Genomic DNA, 20,955 nt, shown 5'->3' with positions numbered 1-20,955 from the left:
AAAGTTTTCCGCTATGCGGAATATATACAAACCCAGCACTTCGCCTCCGTGTTTGAACGCACAAAAAAATCCAGAGACAGAAAGGGCTCAACACAGTGAATTCTTTGAAATATCCCGTAATACAACACCTGATAGGACGAGAGTGGAGCGGCGCTCAAACACAGGAAGACCGCGTTGTCCTGAATCCAGCGAATGGTGAAAAAATTGGACAGATACCCCAGGCAAGCGCTGCGGATTTGGATCGCGCCGTTCGTTCCGCCGAATCAGCTTTTCAACTCTGGAGAAACACGTCGCCCATGGATCGAAGCGGAATTCTACGGAAGTTCGCAGACCTTCTGAGGGCCAATGACACGCTGATATCTGGCTGGATCACGCTTGATGAAGGAAAACCCCTGGCCGAAGCCTTAGCCGAGGTACATTCCTCCGCCGATCACGTGGATTGGCACGCTGAAGAGTGCAGACGCATCTATGGTCGAATCGTGCCCTCGCGTAGCCCACAGGTTCAACAGCTTGTCGTTCGCGAACCCATTGGCGTGTGCCTTGCCATTACTCCCTGGAATTTCCCGCTGAGCCAGGCAGTTCGAAAAGTGGCGGCGGCGCTAGCTTCAGGCTGCACCATGATCCTCAAAGCGCCGGCGGAGGCGCCGGCGGGCTGTATGGCAATAGCACGATTCCTCCAAGAAGCGGGCCTGCCAGAAGGTTGCCTTAATTTGGTTTGGGGTAATTCGGGTTTCATCTCGGAGACGCTTATTGAACGCCCCGAAGTGCGCAAAATCACATTCACTGGATCGGTGGGAGTGGGCAAGCACCTAGCCGAACTGGCCGGACGCCACATGAAGCGCGCGACAATGGAACTTGGTGGCCACGCCCCAGTCTTGGTATTTGACGATGCCGACGCTGAAGCAGCGGCACGAGCCCTTGCGACCAACAAATTGCGCAACGCTGGCCAAGTTTGCATCGCACCAACCCGCTTTTTTGTTCAGCAAGGGATCTACGACCACTTCATGGCGGAACTGGTTTCGGCCTTTGAACGCGTAAAGGTAGGTGATGGGTTGCACGACCGCATTGATATGGGGCCGCTGTGTCACCCCGGCCGCGTTAACGCGATGGAGCAGCTTGTTGAGGATGCGCGACAGAATGGCGCGCATATCCTGACCGGAGGCAGTCGCATCGGCAATGTTGGAAACTTCTTTGCGCCAACCATTGTTGACACGCCCGACGACAGCATTGCTTTGATGCGAGAGGAGCCATTCGGTCCTATTGCGGCGGTATCTCCATTCAAAAGCATCGAAGATGGCCTATCGCGCGCGAATGGATTGCCATTCGGTCTCGCATCCTACGTGTTCACCAATTCCTTGGAACGAGCGGACCAAGCCGCCCAAAATCTGCATGCGGGAATGGTCAGCATCAACCAATTCGGCCTCGCTTTACCGGAGACCCCGTTCGGCGGCGTCAGAGACAGCGGTTATGGAAGCGAAGGGGGAACAGAGACCTTTGATGGTTACCTCATGACCAAATTCATTTCGCGTAACCGCGCTCCTGTAGAATGAGATTGCAGATGCCTGTCGAATTTAGCATCGTGAATGGTTCCGCCATCCTAACTATCAACAACCCGCCCCTTAACCTGATCAATGCGGAGGTTCGAGCCGGTATCGAACGCGGAATTAGCCGAGCACACGATTCTGGCGCTAGTCGCCTGATTATCACCGGTGCGGGGACAACTTTCGTTGCGGGTGCGGACGCAAATGAATTCGGAAAGCCTCCGCATGATCCTCAGCTGAACGATGTGCTGTTAAAGCTGGCACAACTTTCGATCCCAACCATCGCGGCGATCAACGGCGTAGCACTTGGCGGAGGATTGGAAATAGCCCTAGCGTGCCGCTTCCGTATCGCTGCTCCGGCAGCCAGATTGGGTCTGCCCGAAGTCATCCTGGGAATGGTGCCCGGAGCTGGCGGGACACAGCGATTGCCTCGGCTTATCGGCATAGAATCCGCACTTGATATGATTGTCAGCGGACAGGCAGTTTCCGCCACTCGGGCCATAAACTTGGGGATGATCCAACAATTGGCCGAAGATCCATTGGAGGCAGCTCTAGCGCTTGACGCTGCTGATCTAGCGAAGGCAAGGGCTCCAGACCATCTGCCAGCACCTTTGCCGGATGACGCGGCATTGGCCGCCGCGCACACGCGTGCCAAGCGACGGATGGCGGGCCAGGATGCTCCACAGATCGCAGCGGACCTGATAAAAGCCAGTGCCTCAATGCAATTCGCCGAAGCGTTGCAAAACGAACGATCTGCTTTTCTGACCCTGCGCAAATCGGATCAAGCTCGCTCCCTTCGCCACGTCTTCTTTTCCGAGCGTGCGGCGGCAAACAAGGCACGCATTTTCCCATGTTCTTCAAAGAAAATTGAAACCGCGGTTGTAGTTGGTGGCGGCAATATGGGGGCCGCCATTGCCTATACACTAGCATCCGCAGGGATTTCTGTGACGGTCGTAGAACGCGATACTGCATCGGCTGAATGGGCTTCCAACAACCTTCATGAGCTCGTAAACCAAGGCGTCAAGCGAGGGGTGTTGCAGGATGAGGCCGCACAGGCCATTGTCTCTCGTCTGGCCACAGCAGTTGGCTATGCAAATCTTCCTCAGGCCACTCTAGCTATTGAGGCCGCATTCGAAAACTTCGATGTAAAATGCGCAATTCTGAACGAACTGGAAGCCGTGTTGCCACATGATGCCGTGCTTGCGACCAATACATCTTACCTTGATGTCAATCGACTAGCGGAAGGCCTCAAGAATCCTGATCGTTTCGTCGGTCTACATTTCTTTAGCCCCGCTCACATTATGAAGCTTTTGGAAATTGTCCGGGGCAATCAAACCTCGGACAACACCTTAGGCATTGCATTTGACCTGGCTAGCCGACTTAATAAAGTCCCCGTTCTATCCGGCGTATGCGACGGCTTTATCGGGAACCGGATCTTATCGAGCTACCGGCAAGCCGCCATTCGCCTTCTAGTAGAAGGCGCCTCGGTCGAACAAATTGATACCGCAATGCGTGACTTTGGCATGGCAATGGGTCCATTTTCAGCGCAGGACATGTCAGGCTTGGACATTGCCTATGCGAATATTCAGAGGAGGTCCGCCAACAAAGGACTAGACGAGGATCACGTTCCACTGGTTGAACAGATGGTTGAGGAACATAATCGCCTAGGACGCAAATCTGGCGCAGGGTGGTATGACTATGACGCAGAAGGTCGGTCTTCAGCTTCAAGCACAGTCGCAGCGGAAATTTCCCAAATTTCAGAAGACCTGACCATTCCACTTCAGACATTTCGCTCTGAGGAGATTGTTGACCGGCTTGTGCTAACAATGCTGACAGAAGCTTGCGACATCCTTGAGGAAGGCATTGCAGAGCAACCACGGGACATCGATCTGGTGATGATCCACGGCTACGGTTTCCCTCGCTGGCGAGGTGGTTTGATGCACTACGCTCAGAACGTCGGCGAGGCTCGAGTAAGGGCGCTTTATGATGCGTGCGCAGAAAAGACCACGTTCAGTTGGAAAACGCCACGCAACCTAGATCTGGTTTTCGCTTCCGCCTAACTCATAAACACTTCTCATCAAAACTGAAGGCAGGCAATTTAGCCCGTTATCACACTGTGTTTGCCTGCCTTTGCATCGACTGAGCAAGAAATGACAATACCCAAAGCACGACTGTTCAATACATAAGACTCCTGCCCGTTTACTCAGAAACTCGAGGCAATCTCAGCTGTTCGTGCAGCCAGGTTGGACTTGAAAGACAACAGGCGGCGTCTGAGCCGCATGAGTAAACTGGGAGGAAGACAATGCAAGTCAGCAAAGAAGCAGACACGCTCCGAGCGCTTTATCAGAACTGGACAGACCAGATGGTCGAGAACCCAGACCTGACGATCGCAAATCTGCGCAGCATGTTCGACGAATGGGGTCAGCCCGCGCTTGAGCCCGAAAATGTAAGCTACAAAAGCGACCATGTGGGAGGGGTCGAAGCTATTTGGGCGCTACCTGAAGGCGCTGATAAATCTCGCGTGATCGTTTATACGCATGGTGGCGGCTTTGCCGTAGGATCTGCGGACAGCCACAGAAAAATGGCAGGTCACCTTGCCAAGGAACTGGGCGTAATTTCCGTGATCTTGCATTATCGCCGAGCGCCTGAACATCCGTTCCCGGCTCAGCTTGAAGACGCAGTCGCAGCGTACAAGGCACTTTTGGAGCAAGGCTATGAACCAGCAAAGATTCTGACGGCAGGTGACAGTGCGGGTGGCAATCTTGCCGTCGCAAGCGTACTCAAGATGCGTGAACTTGGCCTGCCGCTGCCTGGGGGTGTTATCGCGTACTCGCCTTGGCTCGACATGGCGATGCGTGGCCCATCACTGGAAACTAACGCCGAAACCGACGCCCTGGTTGGAAAGCCAATCCTTGAAGCAATGGCGGGCATGTTCCTGGGAGAAGAGACAAACCCGTTGAACCCACTCGCCAACCCGTTGGAGAATGATTTCTCGGGCTACCCACCACTCTATATCAATGCTGGCGGCGCAGAAACTTTGCTCAGCGACTCTGAGCGCCTTTACAAAAAGGCAAAAGAACAGGGTGTTAATGCGACGCTCTCTGTTGTTGACGGTATGCAGCACGTTTTCCCCGCCCTGTCGGGACGCGCACCAGAAGCGACAGAGGAACTTGGTCGGATCGCGGCCTGGTACAAGGGCCTCTGACCATTTTTGGCCCGCCTGATATGCAGCGCGGGCCAGTTTCCAAAAACAATCATCAACCGACTTGTCACTCGCATAGCGCGAGATCGAGAGGTCATGCTCTGGGAGGAGTGAAATGAACGTACAGACAGAGATTACCAAAACAACAGGCGCCGACTACGATGCGGTTGTAATTGGTGCAGGTTTCGGTGGGCTATACGCCGTCCACAAGTTGCGCAACGAGCAAGGAATGAACGTACAGGGCTTTGACAGTGCAAGTGATGTTGGTGGTACGTGGTGGTACAATCGCTATCCCGGCGCTCTGTCAGACACGGAAAGCTACGTTTACCGATATTCCTTTGACAAAGAACTTCTGAAGCGTGGGCACTGGAAAACACGCTACCTGACGCAACCCGAAATCCTGGACTACATGAACGAAGTGGCGGACCATCTTGATCTGCGGCGCAGCTACAAGTTCAATACAAAAGTTGACGGTGCACACTACAATGAAGAGACGGGATTGTGGAGCGTCGTGACGGACTCCGGGCAGACAGTCACCGCGAAATATCTGGTGACCGGCCTCGGTCTGCTGTCTGCAACAAACACGCCAAGTTTCAAGGGCGTTGACGACTTCAAGGGTCGCATTTTGCACACAGGCGCCTGGCCGGAAGATGTGGATTTGTCGAACAAACGTGTTGGTATCATCGGCACTGGTTCGACTGGCGTTCAGGTCATCACTGCGACGGCCCCCGTTGCGAAACACCTGACGGTTTTCCAACGCTCTGCTCAATATGTAGTCCCTATCGGCAACACGCCCCAAGACGAAGCAACTATTTCCGAGCAAAAGGCAAACTATGACCAAATCTGGGATCAAGTAAAGAACTCAGCCGTGGCATTTGGCTTCGAAGAAAGCACTATCCCAGCGGAAACGGCGACTCAGGAAGAGCGTGAGCGCGTGTTTGAAGCTGCATGGCAGCGCGGTGGCGGCTTTTACTTCATGTTCGGGACCTTCTGCGACATTGCAACGAGTCAGGTTGCCAACGACGCAGCCGCCGACTTCATCAAAGGCAAGATCCGCAAGATCGTTAAAGATCCTCAGATTGCTGAAAAGCTAATCCCAAATGACCTCTATGCCAAACGTCCGCTCTGCGGAAACGACTATTTCGACGTCTACAACCGGGACAATGTGACACTTGCAGATGTGAAGTCCGATCCGATTGCAGAATTCACTACGAACGGCATTCGTTTGGAGAGCGGAGAGGAGCATGAACTTGACGTCGTAATCTTCGCCACCGGTTTTGACGCTGTTGACGGCAACTACGTGAAAATGGATCTCCGAGGCCGCGGCGGTGTGACCATGCGCGACACATGGAAGGAAGGTCCCCTGGGTTATCTTGGCATGATGGAAGTCGATTTCCCGAACTTCTTCATGATCCTTGGCCCAAATGGCCCATTCACAAATTTGCCTCCAAGTATTGAAACCCAAGTCGAATGGATCTCTGAGACGATCAGCACGATGGAAGAATCGGGCGTCAAGAGTGTCGAGCCAACCGTGGAAGCGCGGGATGCCTGGGTTGGCACGTGTCGAGAAATCGCTGATATGACCCTCTTCCCTAAGGCAGAAAGCTGGATTTTCGGCGCGAACATCCCCGGCAAAAAGAACGCGGTCATGTTCTATATGGCTGGAATCGGGAACTATCGCACGGCCATCAGTGCGGTAAAGGACGATGGCTATCCGTCTCTGATCCGCGACCGAGAAACCGCCGAAGCATAAGTAAATTGCCGGGGCTTCTTAGATGCCCCGGCAATCGCTGATTAGCAATCAATAAAGGGAGAAAGAGAATGGGACGTATTTCAGGTAAAATTGCCCTGGTAACAGGTGGTGCGATGGGCATGGGCAAAGCCCACAGCGAATTGCTAGCTCGCGAAGGCGCACAGGTCTTTGTAACTGACCGCGATGCGGAAGCGGGTGAAACCGTAGTTAAGAATATTGTAGCGTCCGGTGGCCAAGCCGAATTTATCCAACATGATGTAACCCAGGAAACCGAGTGGGCCAAAGTCATTTCCGCGGTACAATCCAAAACAGGTCGTTTGGATATTCTAGTGAACAACGCAGGCATTCTCATTCTGAAGCCTCTTCACGAGACTACACCTGAAGAGTTTGACATGACTTTCGACGTTAATGTTCGCGGTGTATATCTGGGCATTCGCGCCGCTGTGCCGTTGATGAAAAAATCTGGAAACGCTTCGATTATCAACATTTCATCAATTTATGGCATTGTCGGCGCCGCATCCGCAGGAGCCTACATTGGCTCAAAAGGCGCGGTTCGGTTACTGACTAAATCCTGTGCCGTCGATCTGGCAGACAGTGGGATTCGTGTGAACTCTATCCACCCCGGCGTTATCGACACCCCGATGACCAAGGATTTGCTGCACAGCGACGAAGCAACGCGTGAAGCTATTCTTGGTGCAACCCTACTGAAACGTCCAAGCAAGCCGGAAGAGGTTTCTAACGCCGTGTTGTTCCTGGCGTCTGATGACTCATCCTTCGTTCACGGCGCAGAAATTGTCGTCGATGGCGGATACACAGCGAATTGAAATCACTGTTGCTTCCCCCCGCAAGGCTTGGTCCTTGCGGGGGCACTTGTGCAACCCTGCGAAAAAAGAAGTCGAAGAATTTCAATGAACCACACCGCAGGTGCTTTCAGCTAGTTTCAAGGTAGATCAGGAAGTCCACAAATGACTGATGCTTTCATTTGCGATTACATCCGCACACCAATTGGCCGGTATGGTGGTACTCTTTCGTCTGTGCGGGCAGATGACTTGGGCGCAATTCCGCTTAAGGCGCTGGCCAATCGTAACTCTTACCTTGATTTAGGGGCCATCGACGAGGTGATCTACGGTTGCGCCAATCAGGCCGGCGAAGACAATCGCAACGTGGCGCGCATGTCGCTTTTGTTGGCGGGATTCCCGGAAACCGTTCCTGGAACAACGATGAATCGTCTATGCGGATCAGGTATGGATGCGGTGATCACTGCGGCGCGAGCAATCAAATCTGGCGAAGCCGAAATGATAATTGCTGGCGGCGTCGAAAGCATGTCTCGCGCGCCGTTCGTGATTCCAAAGGCACCTGCCGCCTTTACAAGGGCAAACGAGGTGCATGACACAACCATCGGGTGGCGTTTCGTCAACAAGCTTATGAAAGACCAATACGGCGTCGACAGTATGCCCGAAACCGCCGAGAACGTGGCGGAAGACTTCAACGTCAATCGCGCGGATCAAGACAAGTTTGCGCTTTACTCGCAGCAGAAGGCAGCAAAAGCGCAAGCCAATGGTCGCCTCGCCAAAGAAATTGTACCAGTAACTATTCCTCAACGTAAAGGCGATCCGATTGTCGTTAATACCGATGAGCACCCGAGAGCTTCAACCACATTTGAAGGACTACAGAAGCTGGGTGCCATTGCAAAGGCAGGAGGAACTGTAACAGCGGGCAATGCTTCTGGCGTCAACGACGGTGCAGCTGCGCTGATCCTCGCCAGCAAAAAAGCGGCAAAGCAGCACGGCCTCAGGCCCATTGCGAAGGTGCTCGGCGGAGCGACTGCGGGCGTGCCACCACGCATAATGGGTTATGGCCCGGCGCCAGCGTCGATCAAACTCATGGATAGCTTGGGTTTGAACCAGGCCGACTTCGCGAGAATCGAATTAAACGAAGCATTCGCCTCTCAAAGTTTGGCAACGCTGCGCGCGCTCGGAATTGCAGATAACGACCCCCGCATCAACCCACACGGTGGCGCAATCGCTTTGGGCCACCCGCTCGGCATGTCAGGAGCGCGAATAACAGGAACTGCCAGCTTGGATCTTAAGGCCGGGGAAAGAGCATTGTCGGCTATGTGCATCGGTGTGGGTCAGGGCATAGCCATAGCTTTAGAGGGCATTTGAACGAAAGATCAAAAGACAGGTTTGTCAGCGTTTGGAACCACAATAAGTTGGTTTGAAACATGTTATCTAACAGAGATCGCCCACCCACCTCCCCACGGGCGATCAACTCGCGGCACCAGCAGTGCTGGTGCCGCTCTTATGACCAAGAACTGAGAACACACTGAGAGCTCAACGGCCTACAACCCCAACACCATCGGCCTCAAGATCGACGTCATCGATTTCATTGCAGCCTCTACAGGATAGAATTTGGTTAAGCGCGACCTCATCCTCAACAATTTGGACAATGACAATGGAAACCTGCATCCAGATTTCACTCCACACCAAGGGCCAAGCCATCGACGCCTCATTGGGAAGCCGGACCAACGCAAAGAACGTATTCGTCGAACTGGATAGAAAATGAAAATGGAAGAGGAGCCCAACGCCCATGAAGGTACTTGTGCCTGTAAAGCGCGTGATTGACTACAACGTGAAGATTCGTGTGAAAGCGGACGGAAGCGGAGTTGATCTCGCCAACGTGAAAATGTCGATGAACCCGTTCGACGAAATCGCTGTCGAAGAGGCGATCCGCCTCAAAGAAGCCGGCAAAGCGGAGGAGATCGTCGTCGTGTCGATCGGTGTGAAGCAGGCTCAGGAAACCCTGCGCACGGCTCTGGCCATGGGCGCAGACCGCGCCATTCTGGTCAACGCTGCTGATGATGTGCACAACGACATCGAGCCGCTGGCCGTGGCCAAAATCCTGGCGAAAGTTGTTGAAGAAGAGCAGCCCGGCCTGGTTCTGGCGGGCAAGCAAGCCATCGACAACGACATGAACGCCACCGGTCAGATGCTGTCGGCCCTCTTGGGCTGGTCGCAAGGCACCTTTGCCTCGGAACTGGACATTGACGGCGACAACGCCGTTGTGACCCGCGAAGTCGACGGCGGCCTGCAGACCATCAAGGTCAAGATGCCGTCGATCATCACCGTTGACCTGCGCCTGAACGAACCGCGCTATGCGTCGCTGCCGAACATCATGAAAGCCAAGAAAAAGCCGCTGGACGAAAAGACCGCTGCGGATTACGGCGTTGACGTGACCCCGCGCCTCGAGATCGTGAAGACCTCGGAGCCGGCAGAACGCGCCGCTGGCATCATCGTTGGCTCGGTGGACGAGCTTGTGTCGAAACTCAAGGAAGCGGGGGCTGTATAATGGCTGTTCTTCTTCTTGCTGAAGTTACCAATGGTGAACTGGCGCTGGACGCCACCGCCAAGGCTGTCACCGCTGCGAAAGCGCTGGGTGATGTAACCGTTCTGGCCGCTGGCGCATCTGCCGCCGCCGCTGGTGAAGCCGCCGCCAAGATCGACGGCGTGGCCAAGGTTCTGGTTGCCGAAGACGCATCGCTGGGTCACCGCCTGGCCGAGCCGACCGCAGCCCTGATCGTATCGCTGGCTGGCGATTACGAGCACATCGTTGCCCCGGCCACCACCGACGCCAAAAACGTCATGCCGCGCGTTGCGGCTCTGCTGGACGTGATGGTGATTTCGGACGCGACCGCCGTAGTCGATGGCGACACGTTCGAGCGCCCGATCTATGCCGGTAACGCCATGCAGACCGTCAAATCGAAAGACGCCAAGAAGGTCATCACCTTCCGTACGTCGACCTTCGACGCCGCTGGCGAAGGCGGTTCGGCTGGGGTCGAGGCCATCGGCGCTGCTGACAACCCCGGCTTGTCGGAATGGGTTGAAGACAAGGTTGCCGAAAGCGACCGCCCCGAGCTGACCTCGGCTGGCGTTGTTGTGTCGGGTGGCCGTGGCGTTGGCTCGGAAGAGGACTTCGCCCTGATCGAGAAACTGGCCGACAAGCTGGGCGCCGCCGTTGGTGCGTCGCGCGCAGCTGTTGACTCGGGCTATGCCCCGAACGACCTGCAAGTTGGTCAGACCGGCAAGGTTGTTGCCCCGGAACTGTATATCGCCGTGGGCATCTCGGGTGCCATCCAGCACTTGGCTGGCATGAAGGACTCGAAGGTCATCGTTGCGATCAACAAAGACGAAGAGGCTCCGATCTTCCAGGTTGCCGATTTCGGTTTGGTCGCCGACCTGTTCCAGGCTGTACCGGAACTCACCGAGAAACTGTGAATCCTCCCTGACTGGGTCGGCCAGCCGAAATGTTGTGCCGACCCGCTTTTTTGGAGACATTGGACTGACAGAGCGATTCAAACACCAATTTGCATTTCTTATCAAAGTTGCCTTCGCTCCAGAATGTATAGTATATCGCGTGGTTAAATACTGCTCTTCATGTCCGTTTTCTGGGCATGAAGCTACGCGACCGAGTTGCCCTCAACATCCAGGATTTACGCCGCGCGCGTGGGCTGAGCCAAGAAGAACTCGCCCTGCGCGCGGGTGTGAATCGAGGCTACATGGGCAAGCTCGAAAACGCCAAATACGCGGCATCTTTGGACATGTTGGAAAAGATTGCTGCAGCTCTCTCTGTCGACCCATCAGCGCTGGTCGCCCCGCGACGCTGATCCTGTCAATAGCGTTCGATCCAACCTTCAGATAGTTCATTAATTCATTCACGGGAGTTTTCCCCAATGCCCCCTCCTCGCCTCGCTGCACAACCTATAGCCGAAGGCTTCTTGCAAACTTCGTCCGGGTCAAAACTGGTCTGACGCGAATTCCAGTGGAATACCGGCAAGACAAGCAAGATGTGGTTTGTCGATCCCGAAGCTGTGGACGAGGACCAAATCGAAATCCGCCAGCTTGACAGGACTACAAGACCGGCAAAAGAGACCTAATATCGATACCACTCCGAGTGATCCATGTTGCCTTCGTAGTCGCCGAATTCGACCATCACAGCTCGGTGGAAGAAGTTGAAGCGACCTCCACCGCCGGGAAACGATATTGACTGGCCATTTTCGCTGACAAAGTTCGCGGGCCAAGGCGAATGTGATCCGTAGACGCGGACATGATATCGACAGTTCCGGTTCTCATGATCGCAGGAGCGTACATACCAATCCCACTGGCGAGGATCGTCTCGTGGCTCATAGGACCTTCCGTAAAACCAGAGAACCCGCGTTTTTCTCAGCCATGCGTATTCCGGGATGGATATGTCCAACTCCCCTTCCCCGCCCGGTCCTCCAAGCTCTACTGGCACGGCAGCGAAGGTGCAGATCCCGAAGGGTGGCCTCACCGGCCAGGGGGTTATGCGTCGAATCATTTCCGCATAGGCGGCGGCGCACACCGCGCTCGATGGAAACCCACCGGCCATACACAGCATGATTGCACAATCCATGTCGTAAGCACGCGCAGGTTTTGTGCCAAACGCTCCAAAACCAAGCACAATGATCAAGCCCATCAGTAACCGGTGCATAAGGTTCTCCAATAATTTGTGCAATCTATCATTTACTTAGCAGGTATTCAGCGGGAATCTATCTTTTTTCTATTTTCTACGTTTTATATATATTGACTCTATCTGCGGTTTTCGTGTCATTTGCATGATGTATGAAGGTCTCTCGAAGGGAGAGACCATGCCGATAGCAAGACACCTAAGCCTGATCACGCTCGATGGAGTGAAGGATCTGATCGCCAGAGGCGTTGAGTTCACATGTCGGTACGAACTCGTGAGAGGCACAGGTGACGGCAAGCCGCTTTACCATTGCATCTACACGGTCGGGGATGAGGAACTCATCCTGGTCGCGGCAAAGGTGCAGAAGCACGGGCCCAAGGTGCGCGAGTTCGCGCTTTGGCCGGGGCTCGTCAATCACCACGTCAATTTTGGCGATGGCCACCCTGTCAGCATTGATCTCGATATCCGCAACGCCGAGGACGGCGATGGCGGACCTGATGGTGATCGGGTCTGACGGCAGCGTCAGAACTTCCGGCTGGAATTATCACGGACGAGAGACCGCAGAGCCTGCTGTCGCGCGTGTAGACGGCTCCGTTCTTAAAGGTCGCCACTCGATCCTCACTGCCATCCGTGCGACCTCCGAACGGCATACGCAAAACCGCAGCCTGCATTCCGTTGGCCTGTCACCAGCTGAATGGCATATCCTGTTCCAAGCCCTTGTCGAGGCTGAGAGCGCCTACAACCCGACAGCCGTCAGCCCAAAAGGTGCCTATGGGCTTGGTCAGTTGATGCCTGCGACGGCGCGAAGCCTAGGGATCGACAGAAGTGATTCTGGTCAGAACCTCGAAGGGGCTGCCCGCTATCTGCTCGCTCAGCTTTCGGAATTCCGTGACATCGACCTGGCGCTAGCCGCCTATAATGCCGGTCCACACCGTGTCCGAGAACATGGCGGCATCCCGCCGTTCAAAGAGACGCGGAATTACATTGCACGCATTCATCGCATCCGCGCACGTCTTTCCGGGCAACCCGCAGAGCAGCCCGTCATCCGCGTTTCCACTCGAGGAAAAACGCGGACCTCGGTCGTTATCGACTTGAACTGATCTCTTTAAAGGAATTCCAAATGAAAAAGCCTCGTCTCCGACATCTATTGTCTGCCGCCACAACCCTGGCGTTTCTGTCGAACCCTGCCTTCGCGCAAGACCTCTCTCCAATCCAGACCATGCTGGAAACAGTCGAGGCAGCACTAACAGGGCCGATCGGCATCGCTGTTGCGACGCTCGCTGTCATCGGCACTGGCTTCATGTGCATGATGGGACGTCTGAACTGGGGGTGGTTCGCGTCGGTGATCATCGGCATCGTGTTGATCTTCTCGGCCGGCACCATCGTCGACGGCTTTACCTAAGGCGCGGATAGAGCAGTGGTAGAACGATCCCCCCTTTTCCTAGGCCTCGCACGCCCGCCGAAATATCTCGGCCTCCCCGTCGGCTACCTCATGGTGCTGGCCATGGGGGTCGTTCTGCCCTTCATCTGGACCAAGTCGCTGGTGTTCTTCCTGATCGGGATCATCGGCTACCCAGTCCTCTGGTTCGTGGCCGATAAGGAGCCCCATTTCTTCGAGGTTCTGCGGGTTTCCTATGGAACGGTGCGCTCGACGAAAAACCGCGCATTGCATGGGGGTGACAGCTTTGGCGCCTGATGGATCGACCTCTGTCTCCCCTGCCCTGCAGGCGGCTGACGGCGAGAGTTTTTCGCGGGAGAGCTTCCTGGCGGAACACTTGCCGTGTTTCTCGCGCGTTGCAGATGACGTGCTGATCACACGCGACGGTGATCTGATGGCGACCCTGCGCCTCGATGGTCTCAATCCCATGACCACACCCGATGCGGAACTCGATGCCTTGCGCCGGGCCGTTGCCGCTATAGTCGCCCAAACCGGCGATCTCTTCGGCTTCTACGTGCACCGGATTTCCGTTCCGCAGGATCTGGCATTGCAACCCATAGACGGCGACAGCTTTGCGGCCGAGATCGATCGGCGCTGGCAACACCATGTCACAGGTCTTCAACCCAAGAAGAAACAACTCTACCTCACCATCCTGCGCCGCCCCGAGCTGACCTCGCGCCTGCCCCTCCTGCGTGGCCTCGCCCGCAATGGTTGGATCAAGGATCGCGCGGCGCGGAAGCAGGAGCTCAACGAGGTTGTCGGGTTTTTCGAGGTCGCGCTCTCGGCGGCAAAACCGGTGCGTATGACGTCGCAGGGCGGAGAATGGCTCGGATTTCTGAACACGCTCAACTCCGGCAGCTTTGCCCCCATCGCCTTCGGGCAAGCCGCCTTGCCCCTTTCGCATTCCCTTTCGAATGTCCGCACAACGTTTCAGGGCGATACAGTTCAGGTAACCGATGGCGTTACGGGCGAGACCCGCTATGGCGCGTTGTTTAGCATCAAGTCTTATCCGGCGCTCACCGATGTCACCCTGCTCGACGGTCTGGACCTTCCACTCGACATCGTGCTGACGAATTCTTTTACGCCGATCCCGACCAATATCATGGCCGAACGCATCCAGCGGATCATCCGCCAGATGCATGCCTCCGACGACGCCGCCGTCTCATTACGGGAACAGCTCGCCATCGCCGCCGATGACCAGGAAGCCGGGCGCATAGCGTTCGGCAATCATCACCTGTCGGTCGCGGTCTATGCTGAGAGCCGCGACATGCTCGAGCGCGCAGCCGCCCAGATCAAACGCGCAGGCCAGGAGATCATGGCCGTGATCGTGCGCGAGAACATGGCGCTCAAAGCCACCTATTTTGCACAGCACCCGGGCAACTTCGGCTACCGGGCACGGCGCACACCGATCTCTTCGGTCAACTTCGCGGATTTTGCCGCCCTGCATGGCTCGGTTGAAGGACGTGATGGCAAAGACAGCCCCTGGGGCGAGCCCGTTACCGTGCTGCCCAGCGTTGGCATCTCTGGCTACAGGTTCAATTTCCACGAGGCAGGTAAAATCACGAAAGAACCGACAGTCGGCCATACGCTGGTTCTGGGCCGCACTGGCTCCGGTAAAACCCTGACCACCGCTTTTCTGGCAGCACAATCTCAACGCCTCGGCACCCGGCTCTTCTTCTTTGACAAGGATCATGGGCTGGAAATGGCGGTGCGAGCTCTTGGTGGAAAATACCACGAGGTCCGGGCTGGCGTGCCGACGGGCTTGAATCCCTTAAAAACCGAGACCGACGAACGTGGACAGGCCTGGCTCTCTGACTGGCTCGGCACGCTTCTTTCCGCGCACGGCCCCCTTTCGGGGGAACAATCCCGCCACATCCAGAGCGCGGTGCGCCAGAACGCGGAGGCCGGGGCTTCTCTGCAATCTTTCGTGAGCTTCGAGACGCTCTTTCGGTCCCTCGACGATGGTGGCGAGTTGCAATCCCGCGTGGGTGAATGGGGTCCGGGTGGGCGTTATGGCTGGGTCTTTGCCGACGGTAATACTGGAAACGAGGATGAACCCGCTCTGGCGCTGGATGGTGACATTGTCGGGTTCGACATGACCGAGATTCTCGACATGGCCACCGAACGCATGGCGGTGCTCTCATATATCTTCCGCCAGATCGAACGGGTCGTCGAAGACCGCCGCCCCACCATCATTGTCCTCGATGAAGCATGGAAGCTGCTGGATGACGCCTATTTCGGGGCACGGCTGGAAAATTGGCTGGTGACGCTCAGGAAGATGAACTGCGTTGTGATCATGATGACGCAATACCCCAGCCAACTGCGTGACGCCCGGGTCGGAAAAACCATTGTCGAAACCGTCCCGACCCAGATCCTCTTCCCCAACGATCGCGCCACACCGGCCGATTACGACTTCCTGCGTGTCTCGGAAAAGGAGGCCGCCCTGCTCACTCAACCGACCGCTGGCCAACGGATCGCGCTGGTCAGATCGGCGGGCGACAGCCTCTTTGTCGATACCGATCTGTCGGCTCTTGGGGATCTGCTCCCAATCCTCGGCGGCGGGCGCACCGGTGAGGCACATGTCGGGTCCGATTGGCGCAATACCTCTGATTTCTGGAGATCAAAATGCGAGTAACTTTGTTAATGATGGGCCTTCTCAGCGTGGCAGCTTGCGAGCGCTACACCGAGAAAACCTCACCGTGTTTCGGGAAGACTGGCGAGCCGGTTGTTTCCCGCAATGCGACGCCGCCGCTCGCACTTTCCCTTTCGACGACGTCACCGGACCAACCCAAGGACTGTATATTTGAGCCGGTGAACGGCATCTGATGCATCGCGCACTCCTCATATGCGTGGGACTGAGCTGCACTCCCTCGATTGGTTTCGCACAGGGCGTTCCGACCCAAGACAATTCCGGGATTGGCCGACTTGTGACGATCCTGGGCAGTCTTGGCGAGGACATGTCGATCCAACGCGAAACGGCATCCACCCAGGACCAACTGGCCGAGGTTCAGGCCGAGCAGTTGCGCTTGCTTGAAGAGATGACAGCCACCATGACGGGTTCCGGGTTTGATGTGGCCAGTCTTGAAACCGGCGGCAGCTTTCCGGCCTCAAGCATCTATCCTGCGTTCAGCAATCACCCGATGGACGCCCGCCTTTTCGGAGAGGGGCGTGAGACGATCGAGATGATGATCGTGCGCGTCGCAGGTGAATTCGCCAGCGCGCCGGGTGTGGCCCGGGCGGGGCTGTCACCCACCCAATGGCGCTGCCTTTTCCAGGCACTGATCAAGCAGGAGAGTCGGTTCAGTGTGGCCGCCGAAAGCCCGGTCGGCGCCTATGGGCTTACCCAGCTCATGCCCGGCACCGCCGCCGATATGGGCGTCGATCGCTATGACGTCATGGACAATCTGCGCGGTGGTGCGCGCTATATCACAACCCAGCTCAACCGCTTTGGCACAATTCCGAATGCGTTGGCCGCCTACAATGCTGGCCCGGGACGCGTCATCGAATATGGTGGCGTGCCACCCTTCAAGGAAACCCAGGGCTACGTCCGCAACATCTCGAAATTCTACAATGAGTACCTTGCCGTGATTGGTGGGACCGACGCGCTTGGCACCCTCACGCCGGCCGACATGGCGCTGGCCGAGTATTCCAACATCTCGGATGCGAGCCTTTACTACGCGGCAGATGCGCACGCGACGACCGAACAGGTCGTCAACCGCCTCGCTGCCATCATTCGCCAGATCGATGCGCAGCCCAACGTCAAAGCGGCGATGGAACTCAACACCTACGCGCGGGCGGAGATCGCCCGCATCCTCTCACTCCGGACGCGCCTGATGGCCGCGAACCAGACCCGCGAGGCAGCGCATGCCCAGCATCTGATGGTGGACCGGTTGGAGGAGCGCAAATTCATGGCCATGGAGGTATCTGAATGAAACGCTTTCTACTTGGTGCGAGCGCAGCGGTTGCGCTCTCCACATCCCCTGCTTTCGTCATCCCGGCCCTCGCCCAAGGCGTGCCGACCTTCGACGGCCAGCAGCTTCGCCAACTGGTCCTGCAGATCGAACACATGGCCGAGGACCTGAATGTCCAGCTCGAACAACTCGCCACCATGCGCCAGGAGCTGGAAACCCAACTCTCCCAGCTTCTGAATCTCGAGGCCCAGCTCCGATCTCTGATCGAGGGCTCCGGAGTCGGAGAACTGTTTGCCACCATCGAGGAATTCGAGCGCCTCAAGGGCAAGCTTGTCGCCCCCTTGACCACGCTGCAATCGCTGGCGGAAGGCGATTTCCTGTCCGGCTTTGTCGATGGTGCCGATCTCTCAGGACAGGTTGAATCGGTTCTGCGCGGCTCAGGCCTGACGTCGGAAAGCCTCGCCACCCTGTCATCATCATCCGAGCCCGCAGACACGCGCCTCGCCACATCCGCTGGGGCCAGCGCCATGCTGTCGGTTGCCGCCCAGGAAAGCCATGAAGAAGCCGGCGCCAGCCTGGAACGTATCGAAACCATGGTCGGTCTCATTGACGATCAGGACGGGCTTCGGGCCGCCGTTGATCTCAACACCCGTGTCACGGCGGAGCTCGGGATCATCATGACCCAGATATGGCGTCTGGAAGCGGCACAGGGCGTGAGCGCGGGCCAGCTCGGCGTTGTTGATGCCGCCACCCTCGCCGCCGAGCGCAAATTCCGCTCCATGGAGGTCCCCGAATGAAACGGTGCGCCGTTAGCGGGTGGAACGTCCACATCAGTCTAAGCGCGGCAGCCGCCATTGGATGCCTTTTGGCCTTCACGACGCCTCTCGCCGCGCAAACCTCAGATGGGTTTGATTCCATGGCACAGCCCCAAGAGTCAGCTCAGGCGTGTGACGCGCCACGCCTGCCCCGCGACCTGCATTCCTTCGCCTATATCCGGAACGGGTACCGGGAGATCTTGCGGATCATCGCCGTCGAACACGCAATTAAGGCGCAATTCTGTGGCTGCCAATTTGACTTGGTTGATTGGGAAGATGCGGTTCTCGCGATCGACCGGTTTCAAACGTCTGACAACCCGAAACTCCCTTTCGATGTCATCGCGCTCCGCAGGCAAGCCGATGCAGCTGAAACCACGCTGAAAGAGGCCTGCACCGAGTAATGGGAATCATTCGCGACATATTGGGTGAGGTCGACACTGCCATCGATACCGTCGCCGAAGCAGGGTTTATCCAAGCTGCGGGTCAAGTTGGTGATGTGATATCCGTGGGATCCGGTGTGCTACTGATCCTGCTCGGCATCAATGTGGTCATGCAACTTCGACCGATGACATTCGGAAGCGCTTTCGCCTTCGGCATCAAACTGGCCCTGGTCGGGATGTTCGCCCAGAGTTGGGACAATTTTTCCGTCATCTATGGCATCGTCACCGATGTACCGGACGCAATTGGCGCGCGCATTCTGTCGCTCACGGCCTCCGGTGACGAGGCGGGTGTTTACGAAAGCCTCGATTCCATGGTGAACCGCATCACCGCCTATGGCGACGCGATCGGAGACAATGCGGGCTGGGTCTTCGGTGCAGTGCTTGGCGCAATCTTCTTCGTGCTTTCTGCCATCTTCGCCGCCGTCACCGCCGGGATCATTGCCTTCGCCAAGATCGTCTTCACGCTGATGATCGTCATCGCGCCGTTCATGATCCTGGCGTCTCTGTTTAAACCCACCCAGTCACTTTTCGAAGCCTGGTCCCGCGCCACCATCGGTTACGCGCTCATGCCCGTGGCGGCGGCGGGCGCGGCTGGGATCATCGTCGCGATTGCCGAAAGCATCGGGGCCTCTTCTGCCGACCCTGACAATGTCGCCACGATCAGCCTGATCCTGCCCTTCCTCGTCATCCTGATTCTGAGCGCGGGCATTATGGCCTCGGTGCCCTACATCGCCTCAAACCTGACCGGTGTGGTCGGCATCGCCTCGAATGCCATCGGCCTTACCGGTCTGGCACGGCAAGGCGTCGTGAACGCTGGTGAATATGGAACCGGTGGGGCCGCCCGCATGGCCACGGGTAAAACGCCCCATGAGTTGCGCCACGCTACCAGCGACGGCCTCGTCAAAACCGGCCAGGTCATCCGGCAAACCCCCGGTTCGATGCTGGCGCGCGCCAAGTCTTTCCGCAATTCCAACGAGGCCACCTGATCCATGAGCAAAGCACGCGACGCCTTCGAGGCGGATTTCATCTTTGGACCACGACGACGAGAACGGTTTGCGTATTTCATCGCTGCAGCAGGCGTGATCGTCGGGCTGGCAGGATTTCTGGGAGCGGTCTCCCTCTTCCCGCTGAAGTCGGTCGAGACCTTCGTCGTGGTGGTCGACAAGGAAACCGGCGAGATGGACCGCGTCTCGCAGGTCGCCGCCCTCACCCTCGATGAAAGCGACGCCATCATCCAGGCCAATCTGGTCGCTTACGTCGATGACAGGGAAACCTATGACCTCACTGATGGCGAACAGCGTATCAACTCGGTGCTTGATCGCTCTGACAGTGACGCAGCGCGCACTCTACGCGATCTCTGGTCTTCCACCAACGAGGATTACCCGATCACAGTCTACGGTCGTGAAGCCAAGATCGACGTGGTCATTCGTTCGGTAAACCAGATCGAGCCGGGCGTTGCACAGGTCCGTTTCACCCGCACGCTTCGGCGCGAGCGCGACACCCGCACTGTAACCCGACCTTACGTCGCCACGCTGGCTTACGAGTTCCGCCCGGAAACCCGCCAGCGTCTGCAGGATGTCTGGGCCAATCCCCTTGGCTTTGTCGTCACCTCCTACCGCGTCGATGCTGAAACCCTCGAGAATTGATCATCATGAATTTGCTGCCCCCGCTTCTATTGGCAATCGCCTTGCCAGTCACCGCCCTCGCCGAGGCCACGCCCCAAGGTGGACCGCTCGATATCCGTATCCGTTACGCTACCTACAGTGAAAACCAGGTGTTCCGGATCGAAACCGATCTGCGCCACTCAACCACGATTCATTTCGGGCGCGGAGAACGGTTCGAAGCGGTCATTGTCGGCGACACGGAAAGTTTCCAGGTCGATCCGATCCCCGAGCTTGGCAATGTGCTGACCATCAAACCGCATGTGGCCAAGGCTTCGACGAATATGACGGTGATCACAAACCGGCGCAGCTATTCCTTCCATCTGCGCGAGGGATCGATCCCGAACCGGACGGGCATGTTTTTCGAGGTGCGGTTCAAATACCCCGAAGAGGCTCGCCGTTCGCGTCCCAGTTTAGCAAAAGGTTTTGAGGCGCCACGCAACTATGCCTATCTTGTCTCGGGCGAGAGTGATTTTCGACCGGCATTGGTCTACGACGATGGGCGCTACACCTATTTCACCTTCCCGGAAAACACCCGACAGCCAGCCATCTTCAAAGCGGACGACCAAGGCCGCGAGCGTACCGTCAACTGGACACAGGATGGCAACACCGTCCGCGTGCTCGGCGTGAACGACTACTGGACCCTGCGGATTGGTGACGAAGCGCTCTGCATCGCGCGGGATTCCGCCGCCATCTACGTGAGCAATTGA

At 56.7% G+C, this 20,955-nt stretch carries 22 protein-coding genes; 20 read left to right on the top strand and 2 right to left on the bottom strand.

Going from position 1 to position 20,955, the window contains the following annotated elements; translation table 11 throughout:
• Positions 1-104: 104 nt before the first annotated feature.
• The 9 genes from WG622_RS16585 (at position 105) to WG622_RS16545 (ending at position 11,159) form a co-directional block, all read left to right on the top strand.
• Complete coding sequence (locus WG622_RS16585) at positions 105-1,550, top strand: NAD-dependent succinate-semialdehyde dehydrogenase (protein ID WP_243614274.1); 1,446 nt, start codon at positions 105-107, stop codon at positions 1,548-1,550.
• Between the two features lie 8 nt (positions 1,551-1,558).
• On the top strand, positions 1,559-3,601 hold the full coding sequence (locus WG622_RS16580) for an FAD-dependent oxidoreductase (protein ID WP_243614273.1): 2,043 nt from the start codon (positions 1,559-1,561) through the stop codon (positions 3,599-3,601).
• Between the two features lie 242 nt (positions 3,602-3,843).
• A complete protein-coding gene (locus tag WG622_RS16575; protein WP_243614272.1) occupies positions 3,844-4,746 on the top strand; it encodes an alpha/beta hydrolase in 903 nt (300 codons plus the stop codon).
• Positions 4,747-4,858: 112 nt separating this feature from the next.
• Entirely contained in the window at positions 4,859-6,496 is a 1,638-nt protein-coding gene (locus tag WG622_RS16570; RefSeq protein ID WP_339404546.1) for a flavin-containing monooxygenase, read from the top strand.
• A 68-nt stretch (positions 6,497-6,564) separates the two neighbouring features.
• On the top strand, positions 6,565-7,320 hold the full coding sequence (locus WG622_RS16565; RefSeq protein WP_339404545.1) for an SDR family NAD(P)-dependent oxidoreductase: 756 nt from the start codon (positions 6,565-6,567) through the stop codon (positions 7,318-7,320).
• 141 nt (positions 7,321-7,461) lie between these two features.
• Positions 7,462-8,661, top strand: a complete 1,200-nt coding sequence (gene pcaF, locus WG622_RS16560; RefSeq protein WP_303966050.1) for a 3-oxoadipyl-CoA thiolase — start codon at positions 7,462-7,464, stop codon at positions 8,659-8,661.
• 424 nt (positions 8,662-9,085) lie between these two features.
• A complete protein-coding gene (locus WG622_RS16555; protein ID WP_303966053.1) occupies positions 9,086-9,844 on the top strand; it encodes an electron transfer flavoprotein subunit beta/FixA family protein in 759 nt (252 codons plus the stop codon).
• On the top strand, positions 9,844-10,770 hold the full coding sequence (locus tag WG622_RS16550; protein ID WP_339404544.1) for an electron transfer flavoprotein subunit alpha/FixB family protein: 927 nt from the start codon (positions 9,844-9,846) through the stop codon (positions 10,768-10,770). The genes WG622_RS16555 and WG622_RS16550 overlap by 1 nt, the downstream gene beginning before the upstream one ends.
• 176 nt (positions 10,771-10,946) lie before the next feature.
• Complete coding sequence (locus WG622_RS16545; protein WP_243614266.1) at positions 10,947-11,159, top strand: helix-turn-helix domain-containing protein; 213 nt, start codon at positions 10,947-10,949, stop codon at positions 11,157-11,159.
• Positions 11,160-11,425: 266 nt separating this feature from the next.
• Here the strand turns inward: WG622_RS16545 and WG622_RS16540 are convergent, their stop codons facing one another.
• Positions 11,426-12,004 carry a hypothetical protein gene (locus WG622_RS16540; protein WP_243614265.1) on the bottom strand — a complete coding sequence of 193 codons (579 nt, stop codon included), beginning with the start codon at positions 12,002-12,004 and terminating at the stop codon, positions 11,426-11,428.
• A 157-nt stretch (positions 12,005-12,161) separates the two neighbouring features.
• On the opposite strand from WG622_RS16540, the gene WG622_RS16535 reads away from it, so the two are divergent.
• From WG622_RS16535 to WG622_RS16515, 5 genes are read left to right on the top strand one after another with little or no spacing between them, the layout of a single operon-like run.
• Complete coding sequence (locus WG622_RS16535) at positions 12,162-12,494, top strand: hypothetical protein (protein WP_339404543.1); 333 nt, start codon at positions 12,162-12,164, stop codon at positions 12,492-12,494.
• Positions 12,466-13,080: a lytic transglycosylase domain-containing protein gene (locus tag WG622_RS16530; protein ID WP_243614263.1), complete on the top strand. Its 615-nt coding sequence runs from the start codon at positions 12,466-12,468 to the stop codon at positions 13,078-13,080. The genes WG622_RS16535 and WG622_RS16530 overlap by 29 nt, the downstream gene beginning before the upstream one ends.
• Before the next feature lie 20 nt (positions 13,081-13,100).
• Positions 13,101-13,382 carry a TrbC/VirB2 family protein gene (locus WG622_RS16525; RefSeq protein WP_243614262.1) on the top strand — a complete coding sequence of 94 codons (282 nt, stop codon included), beginning with the start codon at positions 13,101-13,103 and terminating at the stop codon, positions 13,380-13,382.
• 15 nt (positions 13,383-13,397) lie between these two features.
• The gene (locus tag WG622_RS16520) at positions 13,398-13,676 is read left to right on the top strand and encodes a VirB3 family type IV secretion system protein (RefSeq protein ID WP_243614261.1); all 279 of its coding nucleotides are present in this window, start codon (positions 13,398-13,400) and stop codon (positions 13,674-13,676) included.
• Complete coding sequence (locus tag WG622_RS16515; RefSeq protein ID WP_243614260.1) at positions 13,651-16,053, top strand: VirB4 family type IV secretion/conjugal transfer ATPase; 2,403 nt, start codon at positions 13,651-13,653, stop codon at positions 16,051-16,053. The genes WG622_RS16520 and WG622_RS16515 overlap by 26 nt, the downstream gene beginning before the upstream one ends.
• Positions 16,054-16,096: 43 nt before the next feature.
• Here the strand turns inward: WG622_RS16515 and WG622_RS16510 are convergent, their stop codons facing one another.
• Complete coding sequence (locus tag WG622_RS16510; RefSeq protein ID WP_339404542.1) at positions 16,097-16,249, bottom strand: hypothetical protein; 153 nt, start codon at positions 16,247-16,249, stop codon at positions 16,097-16,099.
• Here WG622_RS16510 and WG622_RS16505 point away from each other — a divergent pair.
• Genes WG622_RS16505 through WG622_RS16480 form a run of 6 tightly spaced genes read left to right on the top strand, consistent with a single transcriptional unit; the run spans position 16,244 to position 20,955 of the window.
• Positions 16,244-17,350, top strand: coding sequence for a lytic transglycosylase domain-containing protein (locus WG622_RS16505; RefSeq protein ID WP_339404541.1), 1,107 nt, complete (start codon positions 16,244-16,246; stop codon positions 17,348-17,350). The genes WG622_RS16510 and WG622_RS16505 overlap by 6 nt on opposite strands.
• Positions 17,347-18,126 (top strand): type IV secretion system protein, encoded by a 780-nt coding sequence (locus WG622_RS16500; protein ID WP_243614258.1) that lies wholly within the window; start codon positions 17,347-17,349, stop codon positions 18,124-18,126. Before WG622_RS16505 ends, WG622_RS16500 begins: the two co-directional genes overlap by 4 nt.
• A complete protein-coding gene (locus WG622_RS16495) occupies positions 18,123-18,545 on the top strand; it encodes a hypothetical protein (RefSeq protein ID WP_339404540.1) in 423 nt (140 codons plus the stop codon). The genes WG622_RS16500 and WG622_RS16495 overlap by 4 nt, the downstream gene beginning before the upstream one ends.
• On the top strand, positions 18,545-19,570 hold the full coding sequence (locus WG622_RS16490) for a TrbL/VirB6 family protein (protein WP_243614256.1): 1,026 nt from the start codon (positions 18,545-18,547) through the stop codon (positions 19,568-19,570). The genes WG622_RS16495 and WG622_RS16490 overlap by 1 nt, the downstream gene beginning before the upstream one ends.
• Before the next feature lie 3 nt (positions 19,571-19,573).
• On the top strand, positions 19,574-20,230 hold the full coding sequence (locus WG622_RS16485) for a VirB8 family type IV secretion system protein (protein ID WP_243614255.1): 657 nt from the start codon (positions 19,574-19,576) through the stop codon (positions 20,228-20,230).
• Between the two features lie 5 nt (positions 20,231-20,235).
• Positions 20,236-20,955 (top strand): TrbG/VirB9 family P-type conjugative transfer protein, encoded by a 720-nt coding sequence (locus WG622_RS16480; RefSeq protein WP_243614254.1) that lies wholly within the window; start codon positions 20,236-20,238, stop codon positions 20,953-20,955.

Origin of the sequence: Cognatishimia coralii (assembly GCF_037478305.1) — a bacterium.
Taxonomy (GTDB): domain Bacteria; phylum Pseudomonadota; class Alphaproteobacteria; order Rhodobacterales; family Rhodobacteraceae; genus Cognatishimia; species Cognatishimia coralii.
This window is presented reverse-complemented; position numbering and strand designations above follow the sequence as displayed.

Excerpts from the sequence above, each read along its gene's own strand:
- WG622_RS16580 (WP_243614273.1), top strand. The coding sequence starts at position 1,559 with ATGCCTGTCGAATTTAGCATCGTGAATGGTTCCGCCATCCTAACTATC.
- WG622_RS16575 (WP_243614272.1), top strand. The coding sequence starts at position 3,844 with ATGCAAGTCAGCAAAGAAGCAGACACGCTCCGAGCGCTTTATCAGAAC.
- WG622_RS16570 (WP_339404546.1), top strand. The coding sequence starts at position 4,859 with ATGAACGTACAGACAGAGATTACCAAAACAACAGGCGCCGACTACGAT.
- WG622_RS16565 (WP_339404545.1), top strand. The coding sequence starts at position 6,565 with ATGGGACGTATTTCAGGTAAAATTGCCCTGGTAACAGGTGGTGCGATG.
- pcaF (WP_303966050.1), top strand. The coding sequence starts at position 7,462 with ATGACTGATGCTTTCATTTGCGATTACATCCGCACACCAATTGGCCGG.
- WG622_RS16555 (WP_303966053.1), top strand. The coding sequence starts at position 9,086 with ATGAAGGTACTTGTGCCTGTAAAGCGCGTGATTGACTACAACGTGAAG.
- WG622_RS16550 (WP_339404544.1), top strand. The coding sequence starts at position 9,844 with ATGGCTGTTCTTCTTCTTGCTGAAGTTACCAATGGTGAACTGGCGCTG.
- WG622_RS16545 (WP_243614266.1), top strand. The coding sequence starts at position 10,947 with ATGAAGCTACGCGACCGAGTTGCCCTCAACATCCAGGATTTACGCCGC.
- WG622_RS16540 (WP_243614265.1), bottom strand. The coding sequence starts at position 12,004 with ATGCACCGGTTACTGATGGGCTTGATCATTGTGCTTGGTTTTGGAGCG.
- WG622_RS16535 (WP_339404543.1), top strand. The coding sequence starts at position 12,162 with ATGCCGATAGCAAGACACCTAAGCCTGATCACGCTCGATGGAGTGAAG.
- WG622_RS16530 (WP_243614263.1), top strand. The coding sequence starts at position 12,466 with ATGGCGGACCTGATGGTGATCGGGTCTGACGGCAGCGTCAGAACTTCC.
- WG622_RS16525 (WP_243614262.1), top strand. The coding sequence starts at position 13,101 with ATGAAAAAGCCTCGTCTCCGACATCTATTGTCTGCCGCCACAACCCTG.
- WG622_RS16515 (WP_243614260.1), top strand. The coding sequence starts at position 13,651 with ATGGGGGTGACAGCTTTGGCGCCTGATGGATCGACCTCTGTCTCCCCT.
- WG622_RS16505 (WP_339404541.1), top strand. The coding sequence starts at position 16,244 with ATGCATCGCGCACTCCTCATATGCGTGGGACTGAGCTGCACTCCCTCG.
- WG622_RS16510 (WP_339404542.1), bottom strand. The coding sequence starts at position 16,249 with ATGCATCAGATGCCGTTCACCGGCTCAAATATACAGTCCTTGGGTTGG.
- WG622_RS16500 (WP_243614258.1), top strand. The coding sequence starts at position 17,347 with ATGAAACGCTTTCTACTTGGTGCGAGCGCAGCGGTTGCGCTCTCCACA.
- WG622_RS16495 (WP_339404540.1), top strand. The coding sequence starts at position 18,123 with ATGAAACGGTGCGCCGTTAGCGGGTGGAACGTCCACATCAGTCTAAGC.
- WG622_RS16490 (WP_243614256.1), top strand. The coding sequence starts at position 18,545 with ATGGGAATCATTCGCGACATATTGGGTGAGGTCGACACTGCCATCGAT.
- WG622_RS16485 (WP_243614255.1), top strand. The coding sequence starts at position 19,574 with ATGAGCAAAGCACGCGACGCCTTCGAGGCGGATTTCATCTTTGGACCA.
- WG622_RS16480 (WP_243614254.1), top strand. The coding sequence starts at position 20,236 with ATGAATTTGCTGCCCCCGCTTCTATTGGCAATCGCCTTGCCAGTCACC.